This window comes from Pseudomonas sp. NPDC089734, from assembly GCF_044748865.1.
Classification (GTDB): domain Bacteria; phylum Pseudomonadota; class Gammaproteobacteria; order Pseudomonadales; family Pseudomonadaceae; genus Aquipseudomonas.
Map to the genome: position 1 here is coordinate 147,575 of NZ_JBIVGV010000005.1, position 20,282 is coordinate 167,856.

The following is a 20,282-nucleotide window of genomic DNA, read 5'->3' on the forward strand; positions in this document are numbered from 1 at the left end:
GTTCAGCACCTTAATTGACTTGGACCAGGCCGCCCTTGAGGGTCAGCATGCCGCCGCCATCGACGGTCTGGGACGCCGCGGCCTTGTTGGTCAGGCTGATGCCCGCGTCGTTGGTCAGGGTCGTGCCTGCCTTGTTTTCCAGGGATGTACCGGCCTGATTGGTCAGGGCCGTTCCCGCTTTCTGGGTGATCGAGGTGCTGGCCTGCACAGCCAGATCGGCACCGCTCTTGATCGTGAAACTGCCACCGCTTTCCAGGGTGATGGTACCGCTGACCTTGAGGGTCAGGTTGCCGTCCACGGTCAGGCTGTAATTGCCCGTGACTTTATCCGTGTAGTTGCCGCCGGTGCTGTGGGTCTGATTACCGCCGACTGTTACGGTGCGAGTGTCTTTCACGTCCAGCGTATCGCTGCCGGTCTGGATGGTGACGCTGCGCTTGCCCTTTTCCAGGGTGATGGTTTCGTCACCTTCCTTGACGGTACGAGTACGGGCGTTCTGGACGGTCAGGGTTTCATCGTGGCCGACGGTGACCGTGGTGTCGTTGAGCACATTGGTCTTGAAGTCTTTCTGGGCTTGCAGAAAGACTTCCTCGGCATCCTTCTTGTCCTCGAAACGCAGCTCGTTGAAACCGCCGCCGCCCTTGGACGAGTTGGTCTTGATCCCCGATTGTGTCTGGTTGGCGGGCAGGGCATAAGGCAGGGCGTTGTCGCCGTTGTACACACAACCGCTGACCAATGGCCGGTCCGGGTCGCCGTCGATAAAGGTGACGATCACTTCCTGGCCGATACGCGGTACGAACTGCATGCCGAAGCCCTTGCCGGTCCAGGGCAGTACCACACGCACCCAACAGGAGCTGGTTTCATCGTTCTTGCCATCGCGGTCCCACGGGAACTGGATCTTGATCCGACCATATTCGTCGGTCCAGATTTCCTCGCCGGACTTGCCGACCACGGTTGCCGTCTGGGTGTGCATGCGCGGCTTGGGCATCAGCCGTGCCGGGCGAAAGGTCGTGGCCTTGGGGATGGCCTCGAAACGGTTGCGATAACCTTCATGGCTGGCTTCGTGAGTGACTGCCGTCACCACCCAGTCGATATTCAGGGTCGTATCGTCATGGCCGCTCAGGGTGAAATAGTGCCCCGGCACCAGCCAGCGGCAGTCGCTTTCACCGACAAAGCGTTTCTCCTGACTGCGCAGGCCATCGACCCGTTGCTTGGTCAAGGCATCGCCCCGCGCCTTGGCGATATAACCGCCGGGATGCTCATACATCGACAACGGCCCGGCCTTGGCTTCGGCCTTGCTGTAAAGCGACGTGGTGGGCGTGGTGAACTCATAGTCCGACGCCGAATACACCCCGGAAACCGCCTGCAACACCAGTTGCCCGGAACGAATCCCGTGCAGTTCCCGATTGCCTATGCCCTGACCCAGGTACTTCACCGCCGGCCCGTTGGGAATCGCCGGAAACGCATCATTGTTGTCCGCCAGCACCAGCGTGTGTTTGCCTTCCTCATGGGTGAAAAACCAGAAAATCCCTTCCTCTTCCAGCAACCGCGACACGAATGCAAAATCGGTTTCGCCGTACTGCACGCAATACTCACGCGGCGTGTAACTGCCGGTCAGCGACAGCTTGTAATCGGTGAAACCATGGTCGGTGAAGATCGACGTCACGATGTCCGATGTGGAGAGGTTCTGAAATACCCGGTTATTGCTCGCCAGCGTCAGCCACCACAACCATGGCCGCAACAACACCTGATACCGATCTGCCGTGGCGTCAGCCGGAAGCTGCCGGATCTCCGCCACCAGTGCATCCATCGGCCGCAGCATCGCATCGTTATGCAGCGTCGCAGTAACGTGAGTGGCGATGGCAGAAGTCAGCGTCAACGGGGTATCCGCCTGACCATGCAGGAAATACTGCCCCAGAGCATTGAGGGATTCCTCACCGCTGACTGACTCGGGGTACAGCTCGGTGAGGGCTGAGCCGGTCAGGGAGAGGGTGGTTGTGGTGTCGGTGGAGCGGGGCATTGAATATTCCTAACGCTGAATATTAACCAAACATGCGACCAATCATGCTTTATCTAAACTACTCACATTCCATTTTTTCAATGAGGTCGAACTGCGCCCAGACAGGTGCATGGTCCGACGTGTTGCTTTTGATGCTTTTTATTTCTTCTTTTGAGGTCAGTGGCATGCCAAACATGTTTACGGCTGTGGTGAGTTGGTTATCCACGCTTGCTGAAAGAAGTTTTATCTCTCGATAAAAAATTGCATCGTAAGGACTGTCTTCGCCCGTAAGATTTACCCGTAGGCTGCTGTCGTTGGTGATGGCTAAATCAAACTCAGGTTGCAGGACGGTATGTACCGTGCGGGTATCCATGTTGAAGTCACCGCATATGATTGTTGGGTAGTCAAGCAGACCTTTTATCTGTTTAAGATAGATGATTTCGTCTTTGTGCATCTCAGAAGGATTAGGGGCGTGATAGCAAACTACAGAAAAAATCTTTTTGGGCGAAAGACGCGGTGAAAACAGCATCATTCCGGGTACACGGTTTTTGAATGGAAGGATTTGATTTTGTGCGTTGAAGTTTACTAGCGATGCTTGATTAACGTCAGCGACTCTATCCGTTCTCCATAAGAACGCATAAAGCTCACCTTTGTTGCTTTCCTTGTAGGCGTTGCCTCCCGTCATACTGCACGCCCAGGTTTCTCCTAGTCTGACACAAAGTTCATAAATGGCAGCCGCACCCTGGCTGTCTTCATAGTGCTCTCCAAAGATAGGAGATTTAACTGATGGGCGGACCTCCATGACGACCAATATGTCAACATTTCGTGAAATTACGGTTTCAACTATATGTTCGATCCGAGCGAGCTGGTCAGACATGCTTTTATGGATGGCATAGTTAAACTGCTTAATATTCCAGCTCATAATGATCATGTTGATCTGTATCCTTTGATCAATATTGATTCTTTAGTGGTGGCGTTCAATTCACTCCAACACCCACTCCGCCAACTTCCCCGTCACCTGTTTCATCAATACATTCTCAATATCCCTCGCTCCAGCCCCACTGCATTTCGCCAATACGGCCTTGACAATCCCGTTATCAAAATCAAACTGCTTGCCCGTCGCAGCCTTGTACCGACCACGCAGTTTCTCCAGTTTGGCCAGCACGATCCCTTCCAGCGTCGCTTCGTCCAGCGGGTGATAAGGCACGACGGTCATGCGGGCGAGGAAGGCGGGGCGGAAGGCTTGTAGCAGGACTTTGTGCAGGCGTTCGTTGAACGGGTCGCTGTCGAGTTCGGCGGTCGGGGTGTCGAGGATCAGTTCGGCGCCGACGTTGCTGGTGGCGAGCATGACGGTGTTCTTGAAGTCCACCACCAGACCGGTGCCGTCTTCCATGACGCCTTTGTCGAACACGTTGTAGAAGGCTTCCAGCACGTCCGGGTGGGCTTTTTCGATTTCGTCGAGCAGCACCACAGAATAGGGTTTGCGGCGGACTGCTTCAGTGAGTACGCCGCCGGTGCCGTAACCGACGTAGCCGGGTGGCGCGCCCTTGAGTTGGCTGACGGTATGGGCTTCCTGGTATTCCGAGAGGTTGATGCTGATCAGGTTGCGCTCACCGCCGTACAGGGCGTCGGCCAGGGCGTAGGCGGTTTCGGTCTTGCCGACGCCGGTAGGGCCGGGGAGCAGGAAGACGCCCACCGGTTTCTGCGGGTCGGTCAGACCGGCGCGATAGGCTTGCAGGCGTTGGGCGATGGTGTCGAGGGCGGCTTTCTGGCCCATGACCCGCTGGCCCATGCGCTGCCCAAGAGTCCGTACGGCGTGGGCCTCGTCGGCGAGCATCTTGCCGACCGGAATGCCGGTCCAGCCTGCAATCACGGCGGCGACGGTCTTGGAGTCGACCTGTTCCGGCACCAGCGGATCGTCCTGGCGAATCGCATCCAGACCGGCTTCCAGACGCACCAGTTCCGAGGCCAGGTAATCGATGCGGCTGTCGGTGTCCGGGTCGCGTTTGGCGAGGTCGGTATTGGCGTCCACGCGTTCGCTCAGGGCGAGCAGTTCGCGGCGGGTTTCCAGCAACTCGCGCACGGCTTCACGTTCTTCGCCCCAGCGCACTTCCAGTTCATGAATGGCTTGCAGGTTGCTGGTGGATTCGCTTTCCAGGGTGGTAATGCGTTCCCGATGATCGAGGCCGGTGGCCTGTTCGCGGCGCAGGCGTTCGAGTTCTTCCTTCAGACTTTGTTGGCGATGGCGCAGGCTTTCCAGTGGCGGCGGTACGTCATGCTGGCCAAGGGCGACACGGGCGCAGGCGGTGTCGAGGATGCTGATGGCCTTGTCCGGCAACTGTCGCCCGGAGATGTAGCGGTGGGAGAGTTTCACCGCATCGTGAATGGCCGCATCCAGCACTTGCACGCCATGGTGCTGTTCCAGTTTGGTCGCCACGCCACGCAGCATTTCCACGGCGGTGGCTTCGTCCGGCTCTTCAACCTGTACCAGCTGGAAGCGCCGGGCCAGGGCCGGGTCTTTCTCGAAATACTTCTTGTATTCCATCCAGGTGGTAGCGGCCAGGGTGCGCAGTTCGCCGCGAGCCAGGGCGGGTTTGAGCAGGTTGGCGGCGTCGCTGCCGCCTTCCGCGCCACCGGCACCGATCAGGGTGTGGGCTTCGTCGATAAACAGGATGATCGGCTTTTCCGCGCTGCGCACTGCATCGATCACGCCTTTGAGACGCTGCTCGAATTCGCCTTTTACACCGGCACCGGCTTGCAACAGGCCGAGGTCGAGCACCCGCAGGCTGACATCCTGCAAGGACGGTGGTACATCCCCGGCGGCAATGCGCAAGACCAGGCCTTCGACCACGGCGGTCTTACCCACGCCCGGCGCACCCACCAGAATCGGGTTGTTCTGGCGACGGCGCAGCAGGATGTCGATGCACTGACGGATTTCCCCGTCGCGGCCGACAATCGGGTCGATGCGTCCGGCGTGGGCATCGGCGGTCAGGTCCTGGGTGTATTGATCGAGGGTCGAGCTTTCAACCGCTCGCTCCGGAGCTTTGCCGGGTTGGTTCGGTGCTGCACTGGCAATGTGTTCGCGAGAGGCCTGTGCCCATTCCTGCAAGTTGTTACGCAGGACATCCTTGGGAATGCGCAGCAACGAGGACGCGCTGTTGAGCAACAGGCTGCGGCGTTCGTCGCGGTCCAGCAGGGCCAGCAGCAACAGCCCTGAGCGAATGCTTTGCTGACCCATGACGCTGGCCTGCACCACGGTGTCTTCCAGCAGGCCGATGGTCTGTGTCGACAGTGCCGGAGTACGGGTACTGCCGGATTTGAACAGCTCCAGGGCCTTGTTGATCTCGGCGGTCAGCGCGTCACGCTCCAGGCCGAAACGCGGCAGCAGGCAGGCCAGGTCACCGCCTTCGATATCCAGCAGTTCCAGCAACAGGTGTTCGATTTCAACGTAGTGATGGCCCCGTTGCAGGCAGCGTTGCGCGGCGCGTTCCAGAGCGCGGCGGCTGTCGGCATTGAGGCGTGCTATCAGGCTGCCAAGTTCCATGTTCAGGCCATCTCCGGTTGGCGCAGCCGGGTATCGATACGCTGCAATGCTTGAGTGGGGGTCTTGCGCAGGCCACCGTTCCAGTTGAGGGTTGGTGGGTTTTCCCGGTTCATGAGCATGGGCTCGGCACCGGCCACCAACAAGGTCAGCGAGCAGTCCAGGTCGGGGCCGAAATACAGGGCGGCCATACCGGCCAACTGTTGATGGGCCTCGCCTTCGGGCAGCAGGCGTCTGGCCTGTTCGTTCTGCAACGGGCCGATGGTCAGGCGAATACCGGCATGTTCATCCCATACGCGGGTTCCGGCGATGGCGGTGCTGCCCAGTTTCAGGTTGCGGCCACCGGGTTTCAGCAGGCTGCGACTGGCGGGCGGAATGCTGCGCCAGGCACCTTCATAGGCGCTGACCTGCACCGGCAGGCCAAAGTGCTGACGCACGATGGCAGCGAAACCGGCCAGTGAGCGGCGGCCGTTGGCGTACAGGGCGCTGCGGGCCATGATGGCGGCATCGGGCAGTGCCTGGCGTTCCTGCAAGGGCTTGGGCAGCAGGCCAGTCAAGGCTCGCAACTGTGCCTGTACCGGACTGGCCGAGGGTACGGTGAAACCCAGCGCCACGCGATGCTTGCGCAGCACCCGGTAGAGCAGGCTGAGCAGGCGATGCTGGAACAGGTCGAGGAATTCAGCGGGGGCATGGTCCTTGGCGCGGGCGCGTTGTTGCAGCCATTCCTGAAAGGCATAGGGCAGCGGGCCATCGGGGCCGCCCAGACCGAAGACCGGGGTGGTCAGCACCGGTTGCTGGCCGGGTTCCTGGGTCAGGTTCTCGACCTGGCTGGAGGCAAACAATGGCGTCAGCGGGCCGCGCAGGCGGATGGCTTCGGCCTGGGGCGAGGTGCCGGTACCCAATGGCGAGGCCTGTGGGTGCTCGCGCTCCAGAATCAGCAAGGCCTGCAACAGCTCGAAAGCCTGTGGTGACTTGCGCAGGGCCTCGCTCAGAGGGACAGGGGCATGCCGGCCTGGGGTTGCCATGTCTTGACCTCCTTGTCCGAGTTGACCAGCACCGTACGCACGAAGCGGTTGGCTGTGGCGTAGAGCGAGAAGAATTGCGCCAGCACGGCCGAGAACAGCACCGCGCTATTGCCGACGAAATGTTCCGGGTCCAGTTGCAGGCTGACTTCCAGCCCGTTGCGCCAGCCGCGCCAGGCATCTTCCCCGACCTGAGCGATGACCCGCTCGCAGTCCAGTTTCTGCAGGCCTTCTATCTGCCGACGGGCGCTGGCCTCGTCGCGCAGGTTATGCAGGCTGAGGATTTCCTTGAGGGCTTCCAGCGCCTTGGGACCTTCCACCAGTGACAAGTGATTGAGGGTCAGTTGCGACACCAGACGCCAGCGTGATTCGCCATTGAGGTGTGGTGTGCTTTGCGAGCAGGGCGGGTTGACCAGACTGGCCCTGGCCACCGGCCCCGGTCGCTCGAAGCTCAGGGGCGTTCCGGCACTCAGGCTCTGGGCCAGATGGCGATTGGTACAGAGCAGTTCGGCGGTCACGCTGTAGTCGGGGGCGTTCAGCAACGGATCGAAACGGGTATCGACAAGGCTGAGCATCAGGTCGCTGCCCAGTCGATTGGGCGTCAACCCGCTGATGCGCCGGGCATGCCAGTACAGGTTGCTGTCGCCCAGGCTGTGCTGGCTGCCGTAATAGGCCGGCACCGGGCGTACGCCCTGGGGCGATGCTGCGCGCACGCCACGAATGCTGTGGATCTCGACACTGTTTTCGCGATGGCTGTCGGCAATCAGGCGGTATTCGCTTTGCGTGCCGTCCGGGCGCAGCGGCTCGGAGGTGCGCGGAAACAGGTTGATCACCGGTGTGCAGCCCAGGGCGATATCGCTGGCTTGCAAGTGCAGGCGTGTCTGGGGCGCACGGTCGAAGACGATATACAGATAAAGGGTGCGACCTTCCACATGAGCGGTGCTCAGGGGAATGTCGAAGAAATGGAATTTCTCTGGAAAGGCGAAATATTCGGCCAGCAGGCGCATGCCGGGATGTACGCCGTCTTCCTCGGGCAGCAGGGCCTCATCGTTGGCGAAGCCGACAATGTCCGGCAGGTCGTCATGGGCCACCGGCAAGTTGCCTGGCGCGCCGCTCAAGACCTTGACGGCATGAGCGCCCAGCAGGTCGTAGAGGGCGGCATTGACCACGGGGGAAGCGTCCAGATGCAGACGCAACCGTTCAATGCTCAGTTGTGCCCAGTCAGTGGTTTCTCCCAGGCATTCCAGGCTCAGGCGCAGGGCCGATCGTGCCTGAATCACACCGGTCAGCGCCTGTGTTTCCTCCGCGTTGAGCAACACGGCTTCGCTGATCTGTATGGGCCACAAGGTCACGTCGGCGCTGGTGCGGAAGTGAATGCTTTCGCCTTTGGTCGTGGTGACGAACAGAGGCGTATCGCGTGTCAGTGGATAGCCCGCTGCGAGGTTGCCCTTGCTCGGGTCCGGTTCAAAGCGAACGATGCTGCACGAGGGCAGGGGCCTGATGGCCAGTGGGTAAAGCTGTTCAAGCAGGGCGTTGCTGAATTCGTCGTAGTCGTCATCGAGACGACGTTGCAGGCGCGCGGCAAGCAGGGCGAAACCTTCGAGCAGACGCTCGACATGGGGGTCCTGACTTTCCCCGGGCGACAGCTCAAGGCGTTTGGCGACCTTGGGGTAACGGTTGGCGAATACACTGCCGGCATGTCTGAGCCAGGTCAGTTCGCGCTGGTAATAATCGAGCAGTTGCGGGTCAATCGAATCGCTCATGGCTGACCTCCAGACCTGCTTCCGAGCTCTGCACCACAAATGCGACAGGCCATTGCTGCCGGTCATGGCGCAAGGTGCCGCTCAGACGGATATCCAGTAGCCGGGGATGGCCGGGCAGGGGTTGTACATCCACGCCGGTCAGGTGCAGTCGAGGCTCGAAATGCGTGATGACAGCCCGGATTTCCCGGGTCATGCGTCGCCGGTCATCGCTGTTGCTGGCCTGCAGGGCACTCCAGTCGGCAATGCCATAGTCGAGCAGGGTGGGCGGGGAAGTCAGAGTGCCGCTGGCGCGGCGGGTGTTGAGCAGACGCACCAGCTCGGTCCGGACCGAGTCGGCCAGAGCCTGTCGGTCGAAGAACGGAGTGTGTGACGTCTGCTCCTCGCTGAACGCCAGGCGCTCGAATAACGGCGGACGAATGCCTGTGCCTGGCATGGCGAGCGACCTTCTTTAGCTGGCTTTCTTGTTGGCAGCCAGGTCCCAGCTGGTACCCGCGACGCCTTCCTTGGTGCCATCGTCTTTCTGGGCGGTCAGTTCCCATTTGATCTTGGTGAAGTTCAGCGAAATGGTTTCCACCGGCTTGCCGCCTGCACCACCGCTGACGCTGACGTTGGACAGCACCACGTTGTCCAGGGTGTAGACAATGAACGGCATGATCTGACCGCTGCCTTCGGAGGCGTTGCGGCCGATGGTGATCTTGGCGGTCGCGATGGGCTTGCCCGCGCAGCAGTAGCTGTTGAGGTTGGGGGTGGAGCTGTCGACGAACTTGGTCAGGGTGAACTCACCGATGTGAGGTTTACCCGACGTACGTTCCGAGTTGCTGACGTCGTTGGTCACTTGCATGGCAACGTTATGGCTGTAGGACATGATTTCGATCTTGTCCGTGAAGCCTTCCAGCATGCTGTCGCCTTTAATATCGGCACCCAGATCCAGAATGATCGCATCCATCGGGTGTAACTCCTGCAAATTGGCAAAAAGAAAGTAAGGGAGACGTCCTGCGGGCCAGGCCCGCAGGACTCAGGGTCAGGCGGCTACCGGTGGCGGCAGGCTGGCGACCAGACGGATCGAAGCGGTCAGCTCTTCCAGCTGGAAGTGTGGACGCAGGAACACCGTGGCCCGGTAGGCACCTGGCTTTCCGGCGACTTCGGTGATGTCCACGCGGGCTTCACGCAGCGGGTACTGGGCCTTGATTTCCTGTGGCGCGTTGTCGTTGATCAGGACGTAATCCGCGATCCAGTTGTTGAGGTAGGTCTGGACGTTATCGCGGGTCATGAAACTGCCCACCTTGTCGCGCATGATCACTTTCAGATAGTGAGCGAAACGCGAGGCTGCGAGCACGTACGGCAACATGGCGGAAATCCGCGCGTTGGCGTTGGCCTCGTTGGTGTTGTAGACCTTGGGCTTGTTGGTGGTCTGCCCGCCGAAGAAGACCGCGACATCGGTGTTCTTCTTGTGGCAGAGCGAGATGAAGCCCAGGTCGTTGAGTTCCTTCTCGCGACGGTCGGTGATCGCCACCTCGGTCGGGCACTTGAGCGAAAGATCGCCCGAGGAGGTGCGGAAGGTATGCGCAGGCAGGCCTTCGACCGCGCCGCCGCCTTCGGCACCGCGAATCGCCGCACACCAGCCGTATTTGGCATAGGCCTCGGTGATGCGCTGGGACAGTGCCCAGGCCGCGTTGCCCCACAGGTATTTGCTGTGGTCGGTGCCGGTGACGTCTTCGACGAAGTTCATGCCTTCGACCGGGCAGGTGTCCGGGCCATAAGGCAGGCGCAGCAGGAAGTTCGGCAGCACCAGGGAGACATAGCGCGAGTCTTCGCTTTCGCGGAAGGAGCGCCACTTGATCAGTTCCTGGCTCTCGAACACCTTGGCCAGATCACGAGGTACGGCCAGTTCGGTGAAGCTGCTCATGTCGAACAGGCGCGGGCTGGCCGCGGCAATGAACGGTGCGTGAGCCGCTGCTGCGACGTTGGACAGTTTCTCCAGCAGGCCGATGTCCTGCGGATGGCGGCCAAAGGTGTAGTCGCCCACCAGTACGCTGAACGGGTGACCGCCGAAGGTGCCGTACTCTTCTTCGTAGATTTTCTTGAACAGCGAGCTCTGGTCGAACTCGACGGCCTTTTCCAGATCGGTCTGCAGTTCTTTCTGCGAGACGTTGAGCAGGCGCAGTTTCAGGCGGGTGCTGGTTTCAGTGTTCTGCACCAGCGAATGCAGGCCGCGCCATGAGGCTTCGAGCTTTTGCAGGTCTTCGTGGTGGAGAATCTGGTTGAGCTGGTCGCTGATCAGCGAGTCGATCTGGCTGATGCGGTCATTGATCATGGCAACGGTGTCTTTATCGACCGCCATGCCTTCATCCAGGACCTGGGTGGCGAACTCGGCGAGCATGTCGCGAGCGTAGCCTTGCTGACTGTCGTCGTGGGCCATGCGGCCTTCGGCGATGATCTTGTCCAGCAGGGACAATGTCTGGGTGGAGCCTTCGCTGCCTTGGGTCTCAGTGCTGGGTGACGTAGCCATGGTTAAACCTCCGCGAATGGGTTGACGATGACGATCAGGCTTGTGGCTCGGCAGGGGCTTCGTCTGCCGGAGCATCGGTACCCGCCGATGGCGTCACCGTTTCGCTTTCCGGACGGGCCGACTTGATCTGCTGAAGACCCTCGGTATTGGCGACGACTTCCTGGAGCAGTTTGTCCAGATCGTCGTTGCCGTCGAGTTTGGTCAGCAGGTCGCGCAGGCGCTGACGTGCTTCGAGCAGACGACGCAGAGGTGTGACCTGTTTGACCAGGTTGATCGGATCGAAATCATCGATATGGCCGAAACGCAGCTCGACATTGAGCTTGCTGTCGTCACCGCTGAGGGTGTTGTCGACCTGGATGGCTGTACGCGGAGCAATGGAAGCAAGGACTTCGTTGAAGTTGTCGCGATCGATTTCGACAAAGCGCCGGTCGATCAGTTTTGGCGGGGGAGCATCAGGTTTGCCTGACAGGTCGGCCAGGATGCCGACTACGAGAGGCAGTTCCTTTTTTTCGATGGCATTACCGATTTCTACGTCGTAAGTGATCTGAACACGAGGAGGGCGAACCCTGTCTAGCTTGTGCTGAGTACTCTCGGCCATGTTGGCTGAACTCCGATGCAAAAGGCGGGCGCAATGCAACGGTTTCCCAATGATCGCATTCCCTTGCTTGACCGCAGAAAAGGGCCGCAACGAGCCAGGTTCTGCGATCCTCTAAATTCGTCATGGTGGCGAATTGGCCTTGATGCTATAACAGCAACGGCCAAATGCAAGACAAAATTTTTCTTGGACAATCATGACCGTAAAACAGTTCATATACCGACAATGGATTGCCGTATTGCTGACCGTTTTCACGCTGTCGGGTTGTTCATTACTGGACCCGAAAATCAGCGTCGACTCACTGGTTCTGGACGTCGCGCTGCGCGCCAACGACGATTCGCCCATCGCTGTCGATTTCATTGCCGTCAACGATCCGGACTTGCTCAGGCAACTGTCCGGCCTGACCGCCAGCCAGTGGTTTACCGAGCGCGAACAGTATAGGCGCGATTACCGCCAGCACATGGCGATCTGGGGAATGGAGCTGGTGCCAGGGCAGTTGATCGAGTCGGGTATCTTCCCTCTGGACGGGAGGCCCGCTGTGGGGATGCTGGTTTTTGCCCATTACAATACGCCCGGCGCGCACCGCCTGCGACTCGATGACCAGCGCAGGATATGGTTGAAATTCGATAGCCGGGAAATGACGCTATTCGATGAAAAAGCGCCCTGAAAGTGCGTTGTTCGTCGAATTGAAAATGCGCCACAGACAGGATGTTAAGGAACCTCTATGAGCGTGCTACCTGATGCAGTTTGCTGGCACGAAGGCATGCAGTTGCTGCCCCAGCATTTTCAGTTGCAAGGCTTGCGGGCCGAAGTGTTGGCTGCCCATCTGGCCCATGCATCGAACCCTTGGTATTGGGGCGTTTCAACGCTTGAGGTCGATCCTTCGGCGCTGTTTGCCGGGCAGGTCCGTATTCTGGCGCTGGATGCCATCTTGCCCGACGGTCTGCCGCTGAATATCCGCATCGGTTCGGGGGCTACGGTCGAACTGGATATCAATGAAGCCGCCGCGGCATCGCCGACATCGACCGTGATGGTCTATCTGGCGGTCAGCCCGTTATGGCGGGCGGGTCAACTGCTGCCGCTCAAGGGACGTCTTCAATCAGTGCTGGGCGATGCGCTGCCGGATCTGGCCAGTGGCGAGAATCCGGAGCCCCTGACCGTATGGCGACCCCATCCACGACTGGTCACCGAATCGAACAGAGCCGACTCCATCTGCCTGCCGCTCCTGCACCTGCGCAAGGAAGGCGGTGGCTTTGTTCAACTGCCCTATGTCGCGCCGACGCCGTTGATCTTGCCCGAGTCCATGCTGGGACGCCGGGTTGCAGCCTTGTGTGCGCGCACCCGGGAAAAATGCATGTTTCTGGCCGGTCGCCTGCGTCAGGCCCAGCAGGCGGGCAACCTGGACGATGCCGAGGAAATCCGCCGTCAGTCCGCGGCGCTATGGGCTCGGTTGCCTGAGGTGGAAGGTGCTCTGAACAGTCGGGTGGCCACGCCGCAGGGCTTGCACGGTCTGCTGCTCGGCATGACCGGTTGCTGGTCGGTTCTTGACCTGATTTCGGGCGTTCCGGCCTATGCGCCTCTGGATTTTCTCGACCTCTATCGTGGCTATGACCAGGTCCTGAGCTGGCTGGAGCGCACGCTGGATACGGTGCGGGTCGGCTTCCGCAGCCTGCCTTTCGAGCAGGCCGAGCATGTCTTTTCCATCGCCTTGCCCGAGCAGACGCCTCGTCAGCGACTGGTGGTCGGCCTGCGCATGCCGGCCGGGGCCTCCGAGCAGGCGGCAATCGAGTGGCTGGGCAGGGCGATCATCGCTTCCGGTCCGCACATCCCGGTACTGGCCCGTCAGCGCATGAGTGGCTTGCCCCATCAGGCCATGAGTCGTCAGGAACAGGTGGCTTACAGTACTGGCGACGATACACGCCTGTTTGTCATCCAGGCTTCGGGCGAGTGGTTCGATCCGGGTCAGCCGTTGCACATTGTTTCATCCGTTGCAGGAGGGGCCGTCAGCCCCTGGCAAGTCGTTCTGTTTATCGACAACACCACCCACGAATCCGCCTGAGTACGGTAGGGAAGTCGTATGCCTGAAGGGAATGCCATTTCGCGTGCGCGCGTCATGCAGGAAGCACCGTTGAGCAGTGCGTTTCGTGAGGCCTGGCAACAATGGCTCAGTGCCTGGAACGAGCAGGACAAGAGCGTCGAGGACACCGCCAGGCTGGTTGAAACCGTGGCCGAGTTCTCGACCCGGATTACACGCAAGCTATGGCGCAATGCATTTTCCAGTGTCGGCGATTCCGCGACCCAGCAGATGAAAGCGATGGTCTATGCCTTTGTCGCGCTGGTGGACGAGACCCTGTTGTTCGCGGAGTGGTCGGGGCAAGGGGCCTGGCAGGAAAAGCCGCTGGAATCGCGTCTGTACTCAAGCCGTCAGGCCGGGCAGCGTGTGCCTCTGGAAATCAAGCGCCTGCTCGATGAGCAGGTGTCTACCAATCGCGATCTGGGCAATGTGTACCTGCTTTGTCTGATCCTGGGGTTCCACGGGCATTTGCGTGGCGAACGCGGTCAGGCGTTGCATGAGAAATGGCGTCATGCGCTGTTCACTTTCACCCGGCAGAGGGAGCCGGACTATGCCAATGTCGGTCAGTTGCTGACCGAGCCTTCCCGTGTCGCCCCCCGCCAGTTGCCGATGCGTAAGTCATTGCCCGACGGCCTGCGTCTGGGGCTGGTGATTCTGGCGTTTACGCTGCTGTTCATCGGGGTTGGCCAGTTGTTCTGGCGCGACATCGGTCAGCGGCTCGAACCTGTTCTGCACCTGGCCACACCTTTCGTTGTCGCGGAGCAGGTGTCATGACGCTGGCGATATTGGGGTGGGTGATCGGTATTGTCGTTGTCCTGCTGATTCTGGTGCTGTGCATCTGGTGGCTGCGCACCCGGGGCGGTGCCGCGATTCGCAGTTTCTATTTTGCCGTGCGCCAGATGGAGAAGGATCAGGGCGTGCGTGACCATTATCAGACCTCCTGGTTGCTGATGGTCGGCGATGAGGCCCAGGGGGCGCAGTTGTGTTCAGCCTGGAACCTTTCGCCCACGGATAAACCGGCATGGTTCGGGCGCTGGTGGTCCGACCCCGAAGGTGCGGTGCTGGTCGTGCCGCAGTCGCTGTTCCTGCCCGAAGAGGGCATGAAGCTTCAAGGCAACGGCTGGGCGAACCTGCTGGGGCTGTTGTTGCGCATCCGTGGTCAACGCCCGCTAGATGGCGTGATCTGGAACATTTCGGCGGCCGATCTTCTGGACGGTGAACGCGCTGCCTCTCTGGGGCTGGCGGCCCGCCGTCGCTTCATTGACCTGTTGCAGCGTCTGGGCCTGAGTGTGCCGGTGTATGTCGTGATCAACGGCATGGACGAAATCCCCGGTTTTCAGGAACTGGTCATGGCGCTGCCGGAAGATGCCCGCCAACAGATACTGGGGTGGAGTTCGCCCTATGAACCGGAAAGGGTCTGGCAGTCGCAATGGAGCGAAACGGCGCTCGATGCGGTGATTCAGGCACTGTCGGAAGCGGTCATTCAACTGGGCGCACTGTCGGGACACCTGAGTGGCGAGCTGGGATTCCTGCCCGAGCGCCTGCAGGGCCTGCAACGCTCCCTGCACATGCTGCTGGAACCGGTGTTTCAAGGGAACGCGCAAGGCGAGGCGGTACGCTTCCGGGGCCTGTACTTTACGGCCAATCAGGTGTCGGCACCTGCCCACGAGTCGCTGTCCGCGCAGGACGCTCCGGCCATGCAGAGCGTGTTCGCGGCTTCGCTCTGGCAGTCACGCATCAATGCCGATCGGGGTCTGGCACAACCGGTTCCGCGTCTCCTGCATCTGCGTCGACGCTGGCAACGGGTCACGGCCGTGGTGGCGCTGGTCATGGGCGTGCTGTGGGCCATCTCCATGCTCTGGGTCTGGCGCTATTCGATCGACGAGGCCGATGAGCTGTCCCGTCTGTTGCAGGAAGCGCAACGCAACTATGTGGTGGTCAACGACGATTCCCATCGGGAAGAACTGACCCGGCGTAATGTTCAGGCCTTCTGGAATGTCCTGCAGAATGCGCCGCGCTGGCACTTCTCTTCGCCGGTTTACCCCACCTCATGGTTTTCCTCTCTGGACACACGCATGGATGGCGTCTTGCAGCATATGTCCATGAGCCACATGCGTCAGCCCTTGCATGACTTGCTGCTGGCCCAGACCAACGAACTGCTGGCGATCACCGATAACGAGCGGCGCTCCGTTCAGGAAGGCGATGATCCGGCGCAGTGGCCAAGCTACCTTCGGGCAAAGGAGCTGGTAGAGCGGGCCACCCGTCTTGAGCAGATGAACCATCTGTACAGCTTGTCGCTGAACAATCAGAAAGCCCCGCTGGAAGAACTGGTGCCGCTGAGCAACAGTGCGTTGGCCCTGAATCTCAATGCCGGAACCCTGCACCGGGAGTCTTTTTACAATCGGTTGCTGGTCGAGAAAGGCGCGTCATCCTTGCAGCCGATGGACCTCATGGCTCACCGGAAGACCGTTGCCGACAACTTCACCCGACTCATGGAAAAGTGGCTGGTCCAGTATTACCGGGCGGACAACTTCATCACGGCGGCCGGCTATCTCAAGCTGCATCTGGAGCGGCTGGAGTCGAGCACGGACAACAGTCTCGAGGAACTGGAGCGCATCAAGGCGCTGATCGATGATTTGCAGGCGGTCATCGACCTGACCAATGCCACCTGGAGCCGTGGCAAGGGGCAGGAACTGGTGCCGGGCTACCTCGCCCTGATGGACAGCGTCAGGCAAAGCAAACTGCTGGGCCCGCAAGTCGCTCAGGCGCTTGAGAATCAGGCGGCTCAGTTGCAGCACAGCTTCAAGGGGCAATGGATCGCTCAGGGAGCGTCGAGCAACAGCCTGTTGATTCAGAGCGGCAGCGGGCAATTGACGCTTCAGGAGCGTGTCACTCAATTGCATGCAGCCATTACGTCATTGCTCAGGCGTGATTTTGTGATCAGCACGTTGCGCCAGGGCGAGGCTGTCGAGCCTTCACAGGCACAGCATGTCGATAACGATGGCTTGAGCATCGCCTTGAGCCATTACAACAGTTACAAGCTGTACGCCCGGGAGGAGTTGCCCAATATCCCGGCGATGTATCGTCTGGCCATGCTGAACACCGCTGAGCAGACCGCCGTCGACTCCATGTGGTCGAGCCTGAGCACGCATGCCTCTTCGTTGCCGTCGCAGGATGAAGTCCAGCTGTTCGATATCAGAACCGATCAGGCTCTGGAGTTGCACAAGGCCTTTGTCGAGCTCAAGCATCCCCAGTTTGCCATCAGCCTGCAGAACTACCTCAATCGGGTGGCGCTGGCCGATATCTCGAGCGCGACCGACAGGGTACTGGAGCAGCCACTGTTCCGGGACCGCGCCGATATCAATGAGTGGGATGGCGGGAAGAACTTCGGCCTGCAATTGCTGCGAGCCAGCGATGCCCAGGACCTGAAACGGGGTCTGGACCAGCAGTTCATCGCGATTGCCAAAATCACCGAGCAACATGCGCCGGCCGTGGAATGGCTCAAGACGCAAGTGCAGAACCTGCCTCTGGTGAGTGTCGAGGAAGTCACCCGCTTTGCTTCCTTGAGCGAGGAAATGGCCAAGTACAAGGCTCAGAACCCCTCAAGTTCTCCGGCGTTCATCACGCAGTTGCTCAGCCGCGACTTCAACGATATGGATGAAAGCAGCTGCCTGGGGATTCTGCAGTCAGCCAACGTGCCGGTCAGTACCGGGCTGCTGACCCAACGCTGGTTGAACCTTCAGCAGGCGGCTCTGCGTCGTTGCCAGTTCCTGCAACAGCAGCAGGGCACGTCGGCCTGGAATGCCCTGGCCACGTATTTCAATCAGTATCTGTCGGGACGTTTCCCCTTCGCCCATGACTTGAGCGCTGCGGATGCCGATCCGGCCCGGGTCCAGCATTTCCTGACCCTGATCGACGAGCGCCTGCCGCAGGCCCAGGACGGCCTCAAACATGCCCAGTCCCGTGACCGTGCAGCTGCCGTCGAATTCCTTGAACGCCTGAAGCTGGCACGCCCCTGGCTGGGGGCTCTGCTGCTGCGTGACAAGGCAGGCCTGATGGGCGCAGACATGGACATTCAGTGGCGGACCGACCGTGACAGCGAGCGCGGTGCCGATCAGGTCATCAGCTGGAAACTGATATCGGGCAATCGCGACATCAGTTATCCGGGCCAGGCGGAGCAGGTCCTGCACTGGAATGTCGGCCAGCCGCTCAGTCTGGTCCTGCGCTGGGCCCGGGATGGCACCCAGCGTCCGGTGAATGATCCGTTGCAGCCCGATTTGCGTGTCAGCGGGCTGGAAGCCGAATGGCAATACCTGGGGCCGTGGTCTCTGTTGCGTCTGATGAGTGCTCATGTGTCGATGCAGCGTCAGCCCAATGTCGACTACACGGAGTTCCCGCTGTCCCTTGAAGTGCCCGTTCACGCACCGGCCAATGAGGAAAACCAGGCGTTGATGTTCCTGCGCCTGTCGCTGATGAGCCAGGGCGGAAAAGTCCCGTTGTCCATTCAGCCCTTACCGGTTCAGGCTCCGCGCTCTCCGTTCGGTTCGGCCCCTCGCTCTGTAGTTGATGCTGGAGTTTATCGATGAGTCAGTTAGCTTCGCGGGTCAGCGCCTTGCTGGAACCCTTGTCGGCCGAGTCGCCTTGCGGTGTGAATCTGCGCCACGATCCGGTCTACGACCACTTGCGACAGTTGCGTCGCGAGGACGATGCCAGCCTGCCGATGGGGGTCTGGCAATCGGATATCAAACGCGCCGACTGGCACAGGATGGAGGTTGTTGCGACCACTGTGCTGCATGATCGCAGCAAGGACCTGATGGTCGCTGTCTGGCTGGGAGAAGCCTGGCTGCACATTGATGCCCGAGCAGGCATCAAGGATGCCCTGAGTCTGGTGGCCGGGCTGTGCGAGCGCTATCCGGAGGATCTGTACCCGCAGCCTGCGGATGGCGACCTGTCGTGGCGTGCGACGCCGATCGAGTGGATGGTGCGCCGTTATTCCGAACTGTTGCAGACCCACTTTCCGTTGCTGGAAGACACCGAAGGCGAGTTTTCAGGCTTTGGCCTGAGCAGTTGGCATAGCCTGCAGCGCAGGCGTGTGCAGGTCAATGACAGCAAGGCTGCCAAGGCGGCTGCGGAAGAGGCGAACGGTCAGCATGCCAGGCTCAATGAGCGGGTGCGTGCCACGCCGCCGTCCTGGTGGCTGTCCAGTTTCGAGGCCATTCAGACTGCACTTCAGCGTCTGGCAGGGCTGGAAGCCTGGAGCGCGCACTATTTCCACGAACAGGAACCGTCCTACGGCACATTGAGACAGGCGCTTGAATCATCGGCGACCCTGTTCAAGGAGTTCATTGCCATGCACCCGCCGCAAGCCTTGCCCCAGGAAGCCGAGGAGGTCACATCCGACATGACACAGAACACTCAGGCTGAGTCGGGCCACGAAGCAACGCCGGCCCGGGTCTTCGGTGAGCCGAAAAATCGTGAAGAGGCCTATCGGCAGTTGCTGCTGATCTCCGATTACCTGGCCAGAACCGAACCCCACAGCCCGGTGCCTTACCTGATCCGCAAAGGTGTGGAGTGGGGCAACAAACCGCTCAAGGAACTGCTCTCGGAATTGATTTCGTCCGATGCAGAGGCAAGACGGGTCTGGACGTTGCTGGGGGTTCTTTAAGCCCTTATCACGGACTTTCGTAGGAGCGAATTCATTCGCGAAGCAGTATTCCAGATGCTGGATATGCATGGAGTGTACCGGCTTTTCGCGAATGAATTCGCTCCTACAGTTTGCCCGCGAATTCATTCGCGAACTCAATACGAAAAATCCCGCCCCAGCTCCTGCTGCATCCACTCCAGAAAGCGTTTCACCCGAGGGAAGTTGGCATGGGCCTTGGGGAACACCAGATGGTGGGCGGTAATCGGGGCGCTCAGTTCCTCGGCCGACACGACCACCAGATCCCCGCGGGCCAGATAATGCTGTGCCAGCAGCGTGCTTTCCAGCGCAAAGCCAAGCCCCTGGCTGGCGGCTTCCAGGGCCATGTACGAGCGGTCGAAACTCAGCGGGTAGGGTTTTTCCGGGCGTGACAGGCCATGGCGGGCGAACCATTGTGGCCAGTTGATCAAGGTGGATTCGGACAGGATCAACGGGCGGTCGAGCAGGTCTGCGGCGTTCTGGACGGGGCTTTTTTCCAGCAGGGCCGGGGAGGCCATGACCGCGATCTGTTCGTTGCGCACGGTACGCACTTCAAGCGTCGGCCAGTTGGGCAGGCCATGGCGAATATCGACGTCGATCTTGTCGCGGCTGAAATGCAGGGATTCGTAGGAGCACGACAGGTTCAGCTGAATGTCGGGGTGGCTCTGGCGAAACTTTTCCAGACGCGGCATCAACCACAGAAAACCGAAGCTGGGCGACGAATGCAGCCTCAGGCAATCCAGGCTGACATCGCTGGAGGCCCGTTCGGTGGCCACGGCGAAGCTGTGCAGTATTCCCGAGATTTCCGACAGGTATTGTTCGCCCACGGGCGTCAGGATCACGCCCCTTGCCGTTCTCATGAATAGCTGGCGACCAATCATTGCTTCCAGTTTGGCCAGTTGATGGCTCACGGCCGAGGGGGTCAGGTTGAGCTGTTCGGCGGCGCGCGCCACATTGCCGAAACGGGCTGTCTGTTCAAAGGCCTGGATGGCCTTGAGCGGGGGCAGATTGAGTGAAGGATCGCCTGGTGTATGCATGCTGTTTTCCGGCCCTGGTCAGCTTTTATTTGTATCCAACTATCACTCATTCACTTTTCGAGTGC

General features: G+C 60.1%; 15 protein-coding genes. 5 read left to right on the plus strand and 10 right to left on the minus strand.

The genetic code is table 11. The features are described from left to right. Window positions 1-10 precede the first annotated feature (10 nt). From tssI to tssB, 9 genes are all read right to left on the minus strand, one after another. Window positions 11-2,017 (minus strand): type VI secretion system tip protein TssI/VgrG, encoded by a 2,007-nt coding sequence (gene tssI, locus ACIPY9_RS08670; protein ID WP_400699447.1) that lies wholly within the window; start codon window positions 2,015-2,017, stop codon window positions 11-13. A 58-nt stretch (window positions 2,018-2,075) separates the two neighbouring features. Next, window positions 2,076-2,927 carry an endonuclease/exonuclease/phosphatase family protein gene (locus ACIPY9_RS08675; protein WP_400699450.1) on the minus strand — a complete coding sequence of 284 codons (852 nt, stop codon included), beginning with the start codon at window positions 2,925-2,927 and terminating at the stop codon, window positions 2,076-2,078. 51 nt (window positions 2,928-2,978) lie between these two features. Continuing rightward, window positions 2,979-5,540 carry a type VI secretion system ATPase TssH gene (tssH, locus tag ACIPY9_RS08680; protein ID WP_400699453.1) on the minus strand — a complete coding sequence of 854 codons (2,562 nt, stop codon included), beginning with the start codon at window positions 5,538-5,540 and terminating at the stop codon, window positions 2,979-2,981. A 2-nt stretch (window positions 5,541-5,542) separates the two neighbouring features. Next, complete coding sequence (tssG, locus tag ACIPY9_RS08685; RefSeq protein ID WP_400699456.1) at window positions 5,543-6,562, minus strand: type VI secretion system baseplate subunit TssG; 1,020 nt, start codon at window positions 6,560-6,562, stop codon at window positions 5,543-5,545. Next, window positions 6,526-8,322, minus strand: a complete 1,797-nt coding sequence (gene tssF, locus ACIPY9_RS08690) for a type VI secretion system baseplate subunit TssF (RefSeq protein WP_400699458.1) — start codon at window positions 8,320-8,322, stop codon at window positions 6,526-6,528. The genes tssG and tssF overlap by 37 nt, the downstream gene beginning before the upstream one ends. After that, window positions 8,306-8,755, minus strand: a complete 450-nt coding sequence (gene tssE, locus ACIPY9_RS08695; RefSeq protein ID WP_400699461.1) for a type VI secretion system baseplate subunit TssE — start codon at window positions 8,753-8,755, stop codon at window positions 8,306-8,308. Before tssE ends, tssF begins: the two co-directional genes overlap by 17 nt. A gap of 15 nt (window positions 8,756-8,770) precedes the next feature. Continuing rightward, the gene (locus ACIPY9_RS08700) at window positions 8,771-9,268 is read right to left on the minus strand and encodes an Hcp family type VI secretion system effector (RefSeq protein ID WP_400699464.1); all 498 of its coding nucleotides are present in this window, start codon (window positions 9,266-9,268) and stop codon (window positions 8,771-8,773) included. A gap of 75 nt (window positions 9,269-9,343) precedes the next feature. Next, window positions 9,344-10,831, minus strand: coding sequence for a type VI secretion system contractile sheath large subunit (gene tssC, locus ACIPY9_RS08705; protein ID WP_400699467.1), 1,488 nt, complete (start codon window positions 10,829-10,831; stop codon window positions 9,344-9,346). A gap of 34 nt (window positions 10,832-10,865) precedes the next feature. Then, window positions 10,866-11,429 (minus strand): type VI secretion system contractile sheath small subunit, encoded by a 564-nt coding sequence (gene tssB / locus ACIPY9_RS08710; protein WP_400699470.1) that lies wholly within the window; start codon window positions 11,427-11,429, stop codon window positions 10,866-10,868. A gap of 193 nt (window positions 11,430-11,622) precedes the next feature. Here tssB and ACIPY9_RS08715 point away from each other — a divergent pair, with 193 nt between their 5' ends. The 5 genes from ACIPY9_RS08715 to tssA are packed head-to-tail and all read left to right on the plus strand — an operon-like array spanning window position 11,623 to window position 19,165. After that, window positions 11,623-12,093 (plus strand): type VI secretion protein, encoded by a 471-nt coding sequence (locus ACIPY9_RS08715; RefSeq protein ID WP_400699472.1) that lies wholly within the window; start codon window positions 11,623-11,625, stop codon window positions 12,091-12,093. Window positions 12,094-12,150: 57 nt separating this feature from the next. Continuing rightward, window positions 12,151-13,485 carry a type VI secretion system baseplate subunit TssK gene (tssK, locus tag ACIPY9_RS08720; protein ID WP_400699475.1) on the plus strand — a complete coding sequence of 445 codons (1,335 nt, stop codon included), beginning with the start codon at window positions 12,151-12,153 and terminating at the stop codon, window positions 13,483-13,485. A gap of 18 nt (window positions 13,486-13,503) precedes the next feature. Then, complete coding sequence (locus ACIPY9_RS08725) at window positions 13,504-14,274, plus strand: DotU family type IV/VI secretion system protein (RefSeq protein ID WP_400699478.1); 771 nt, start codon at window positions 13,504-13,506, stop codon at window positions 14,272-14,274. Beyond that, window positions 14,271-18,086: a type VI secretion system protein gene (locus tag ACIPY9_RS08730; protein ID WP_400699480.1), complete on the plus strand. Its 3,816-nt coding sequence runs from the start codon at window positions 14,271-14,273 to the stop codon at window positions 18,084-18,086. The genes ACIPY9_RS08725 and ACIPY9_RS08730 overlap by 4 nt, the downstream gene beginning before the upstream one ends. Then, complete coding sequence (tssA, locus tag ACIPY9_RS08735) at window positions 18,083-19,165, plus strand: type VI secretion system protein TssA (protein ID WP_400699483.1); 1,083 nt, start codon at window positions 18,083-18,085, stop codon at window positions 19,163-19,165. The genes ACIPY9_RS08730 and tssA overlap by 4 nt, the downstream gene beginning before the upstream one ends. A gap of 134 nt (window positions 19,166-19,299) precedes the next feature. Here tssA and ACIPY9_RS08740 read toward each other — a convergent pair whose 3' ends face one another. Then, window positions 19,300-20,217, minus strand: coding sequence for a LysR substrate-binding domain-containing protein (locus tag ACIPY9_RS08740; protein ID WP_400699486.1), 918 nt, complete (start codon window positions 20,215-20,217; stop codon window positions 19,300-19,302). Window positions 20,218-20,282: the final 65 nt, after the last annotated feature.

What these genes read in the sequence shown, in the direction of transcription:
- tssI (WP_400699447.1), bottom strand. Translation starts at nt 2,017, where the DNA reads ATGCCCCGCTCCACCGACACCACAACCACCCTCTCCCTGACCGGCTCA.
- ACIPY9_RS08675 (WP_400699450.1), bottom strand. Translation starts at nt 2,927, where the DNA reads ATGATCATTATGAGCTGGAATATTAAGCAGTTTAACTATGCCATCCAT.
- tssH (WP_400699453.1), bottom strand. Translation starts at nt 5,540, where the DNA reads ATGGAACTTGGCAGCCTGATAGCACGCCTCAATGCCGACAGCCGCCGC.
- tssG (WP_400699456.1), bottom strand. Translation starts at nt 6,562, where the DNA reads ATGGCAACCCCAGGCCGGCATGCCCCTGTCCCTCTGAGCGAGGCCCTG.
- tssF (WP_400699458.1), bottom strand. Translation starts at nt 8,322, where the DNA reads ATGAGCGATTCGATTGACCCGCAACTGCTCGATTATTACCAGCGCGAA.
- tssE (WP_400699461.1), bottom strand. Translation starts at nt 8,755, where the DNA reads ATGCCAGGCACAGGCATTCGTCCGCCGTTATTCGAGCGCCTGGCGTTC.
- ACIPY9_RS08700 (WP_400699464.1), bottom strand. Translation starts at nt 9,268, where the DNA reads ATGGATGCGATCATTCTGGATCTGGGTGCCGATATTAAAGGCGACAGC.
- tssC (WP_400699467.1), bottom strand. Translation starts at nt 10,831, where the DNA reads ATGGCTACGTCACCCAGCACTGAGACCCAAGGCAGCGAAGGCTCCACC.
- tssB (WP_400699470.1), bottom strand. Translation starts at nt 11,429, where the DNA reads ATGGCCGAGAGTACTCAGCACAAGCTAGACAGGGTTCGCCCTCCTCGT.
- ACIPY9_RS08715 (WP_400699472.1), top strand. Translation starts at nt 11,623, where the DNA reads ATGACCGTAAAACAGTTCATATACCGACAATGGATTGCCGTATTGCTG.
- tssK (WP_400699475.1), top strand. Translation starts at nt 12,151, where the DNA reads ATGAGCGTGCTACCTGATGCAGTTTGCTGGCACGAAGGCATGCAGTTG.
- ACIPY9_RS08725 (WP_400699478.1), top strand. Translation starts at nt 13,504, where the DNA reads ATGCCTGAAGGGAATGCCATTTCGCGTGCGCGCGTCATGCAGGAAGCA.
- ACIPY9_RS08730 (WP_400699480.1), top strand. Translation starts at nt 14,271, where the DNA reads ATGACGCTGGCGATATTGGGGTGGGTGATCGGTATTGTCGTTGTCCTG.
- tssA (WP_400699483.1), top strand. Translation starts at nt 18,083, where the DNA reads ATGAGTCAGTTAGCTTCGCGGGTCAGCGCCTTGCTGGAACCCTTGTCG.
- ACIPY9_RS08740 (WP_400699486.1), bottom strand. Translation starts at nt 20,217, where the DNA reads ATGCATACACCAGGCGATCCTTCACTCAATCTGCCCCCGCTCAAGGCC.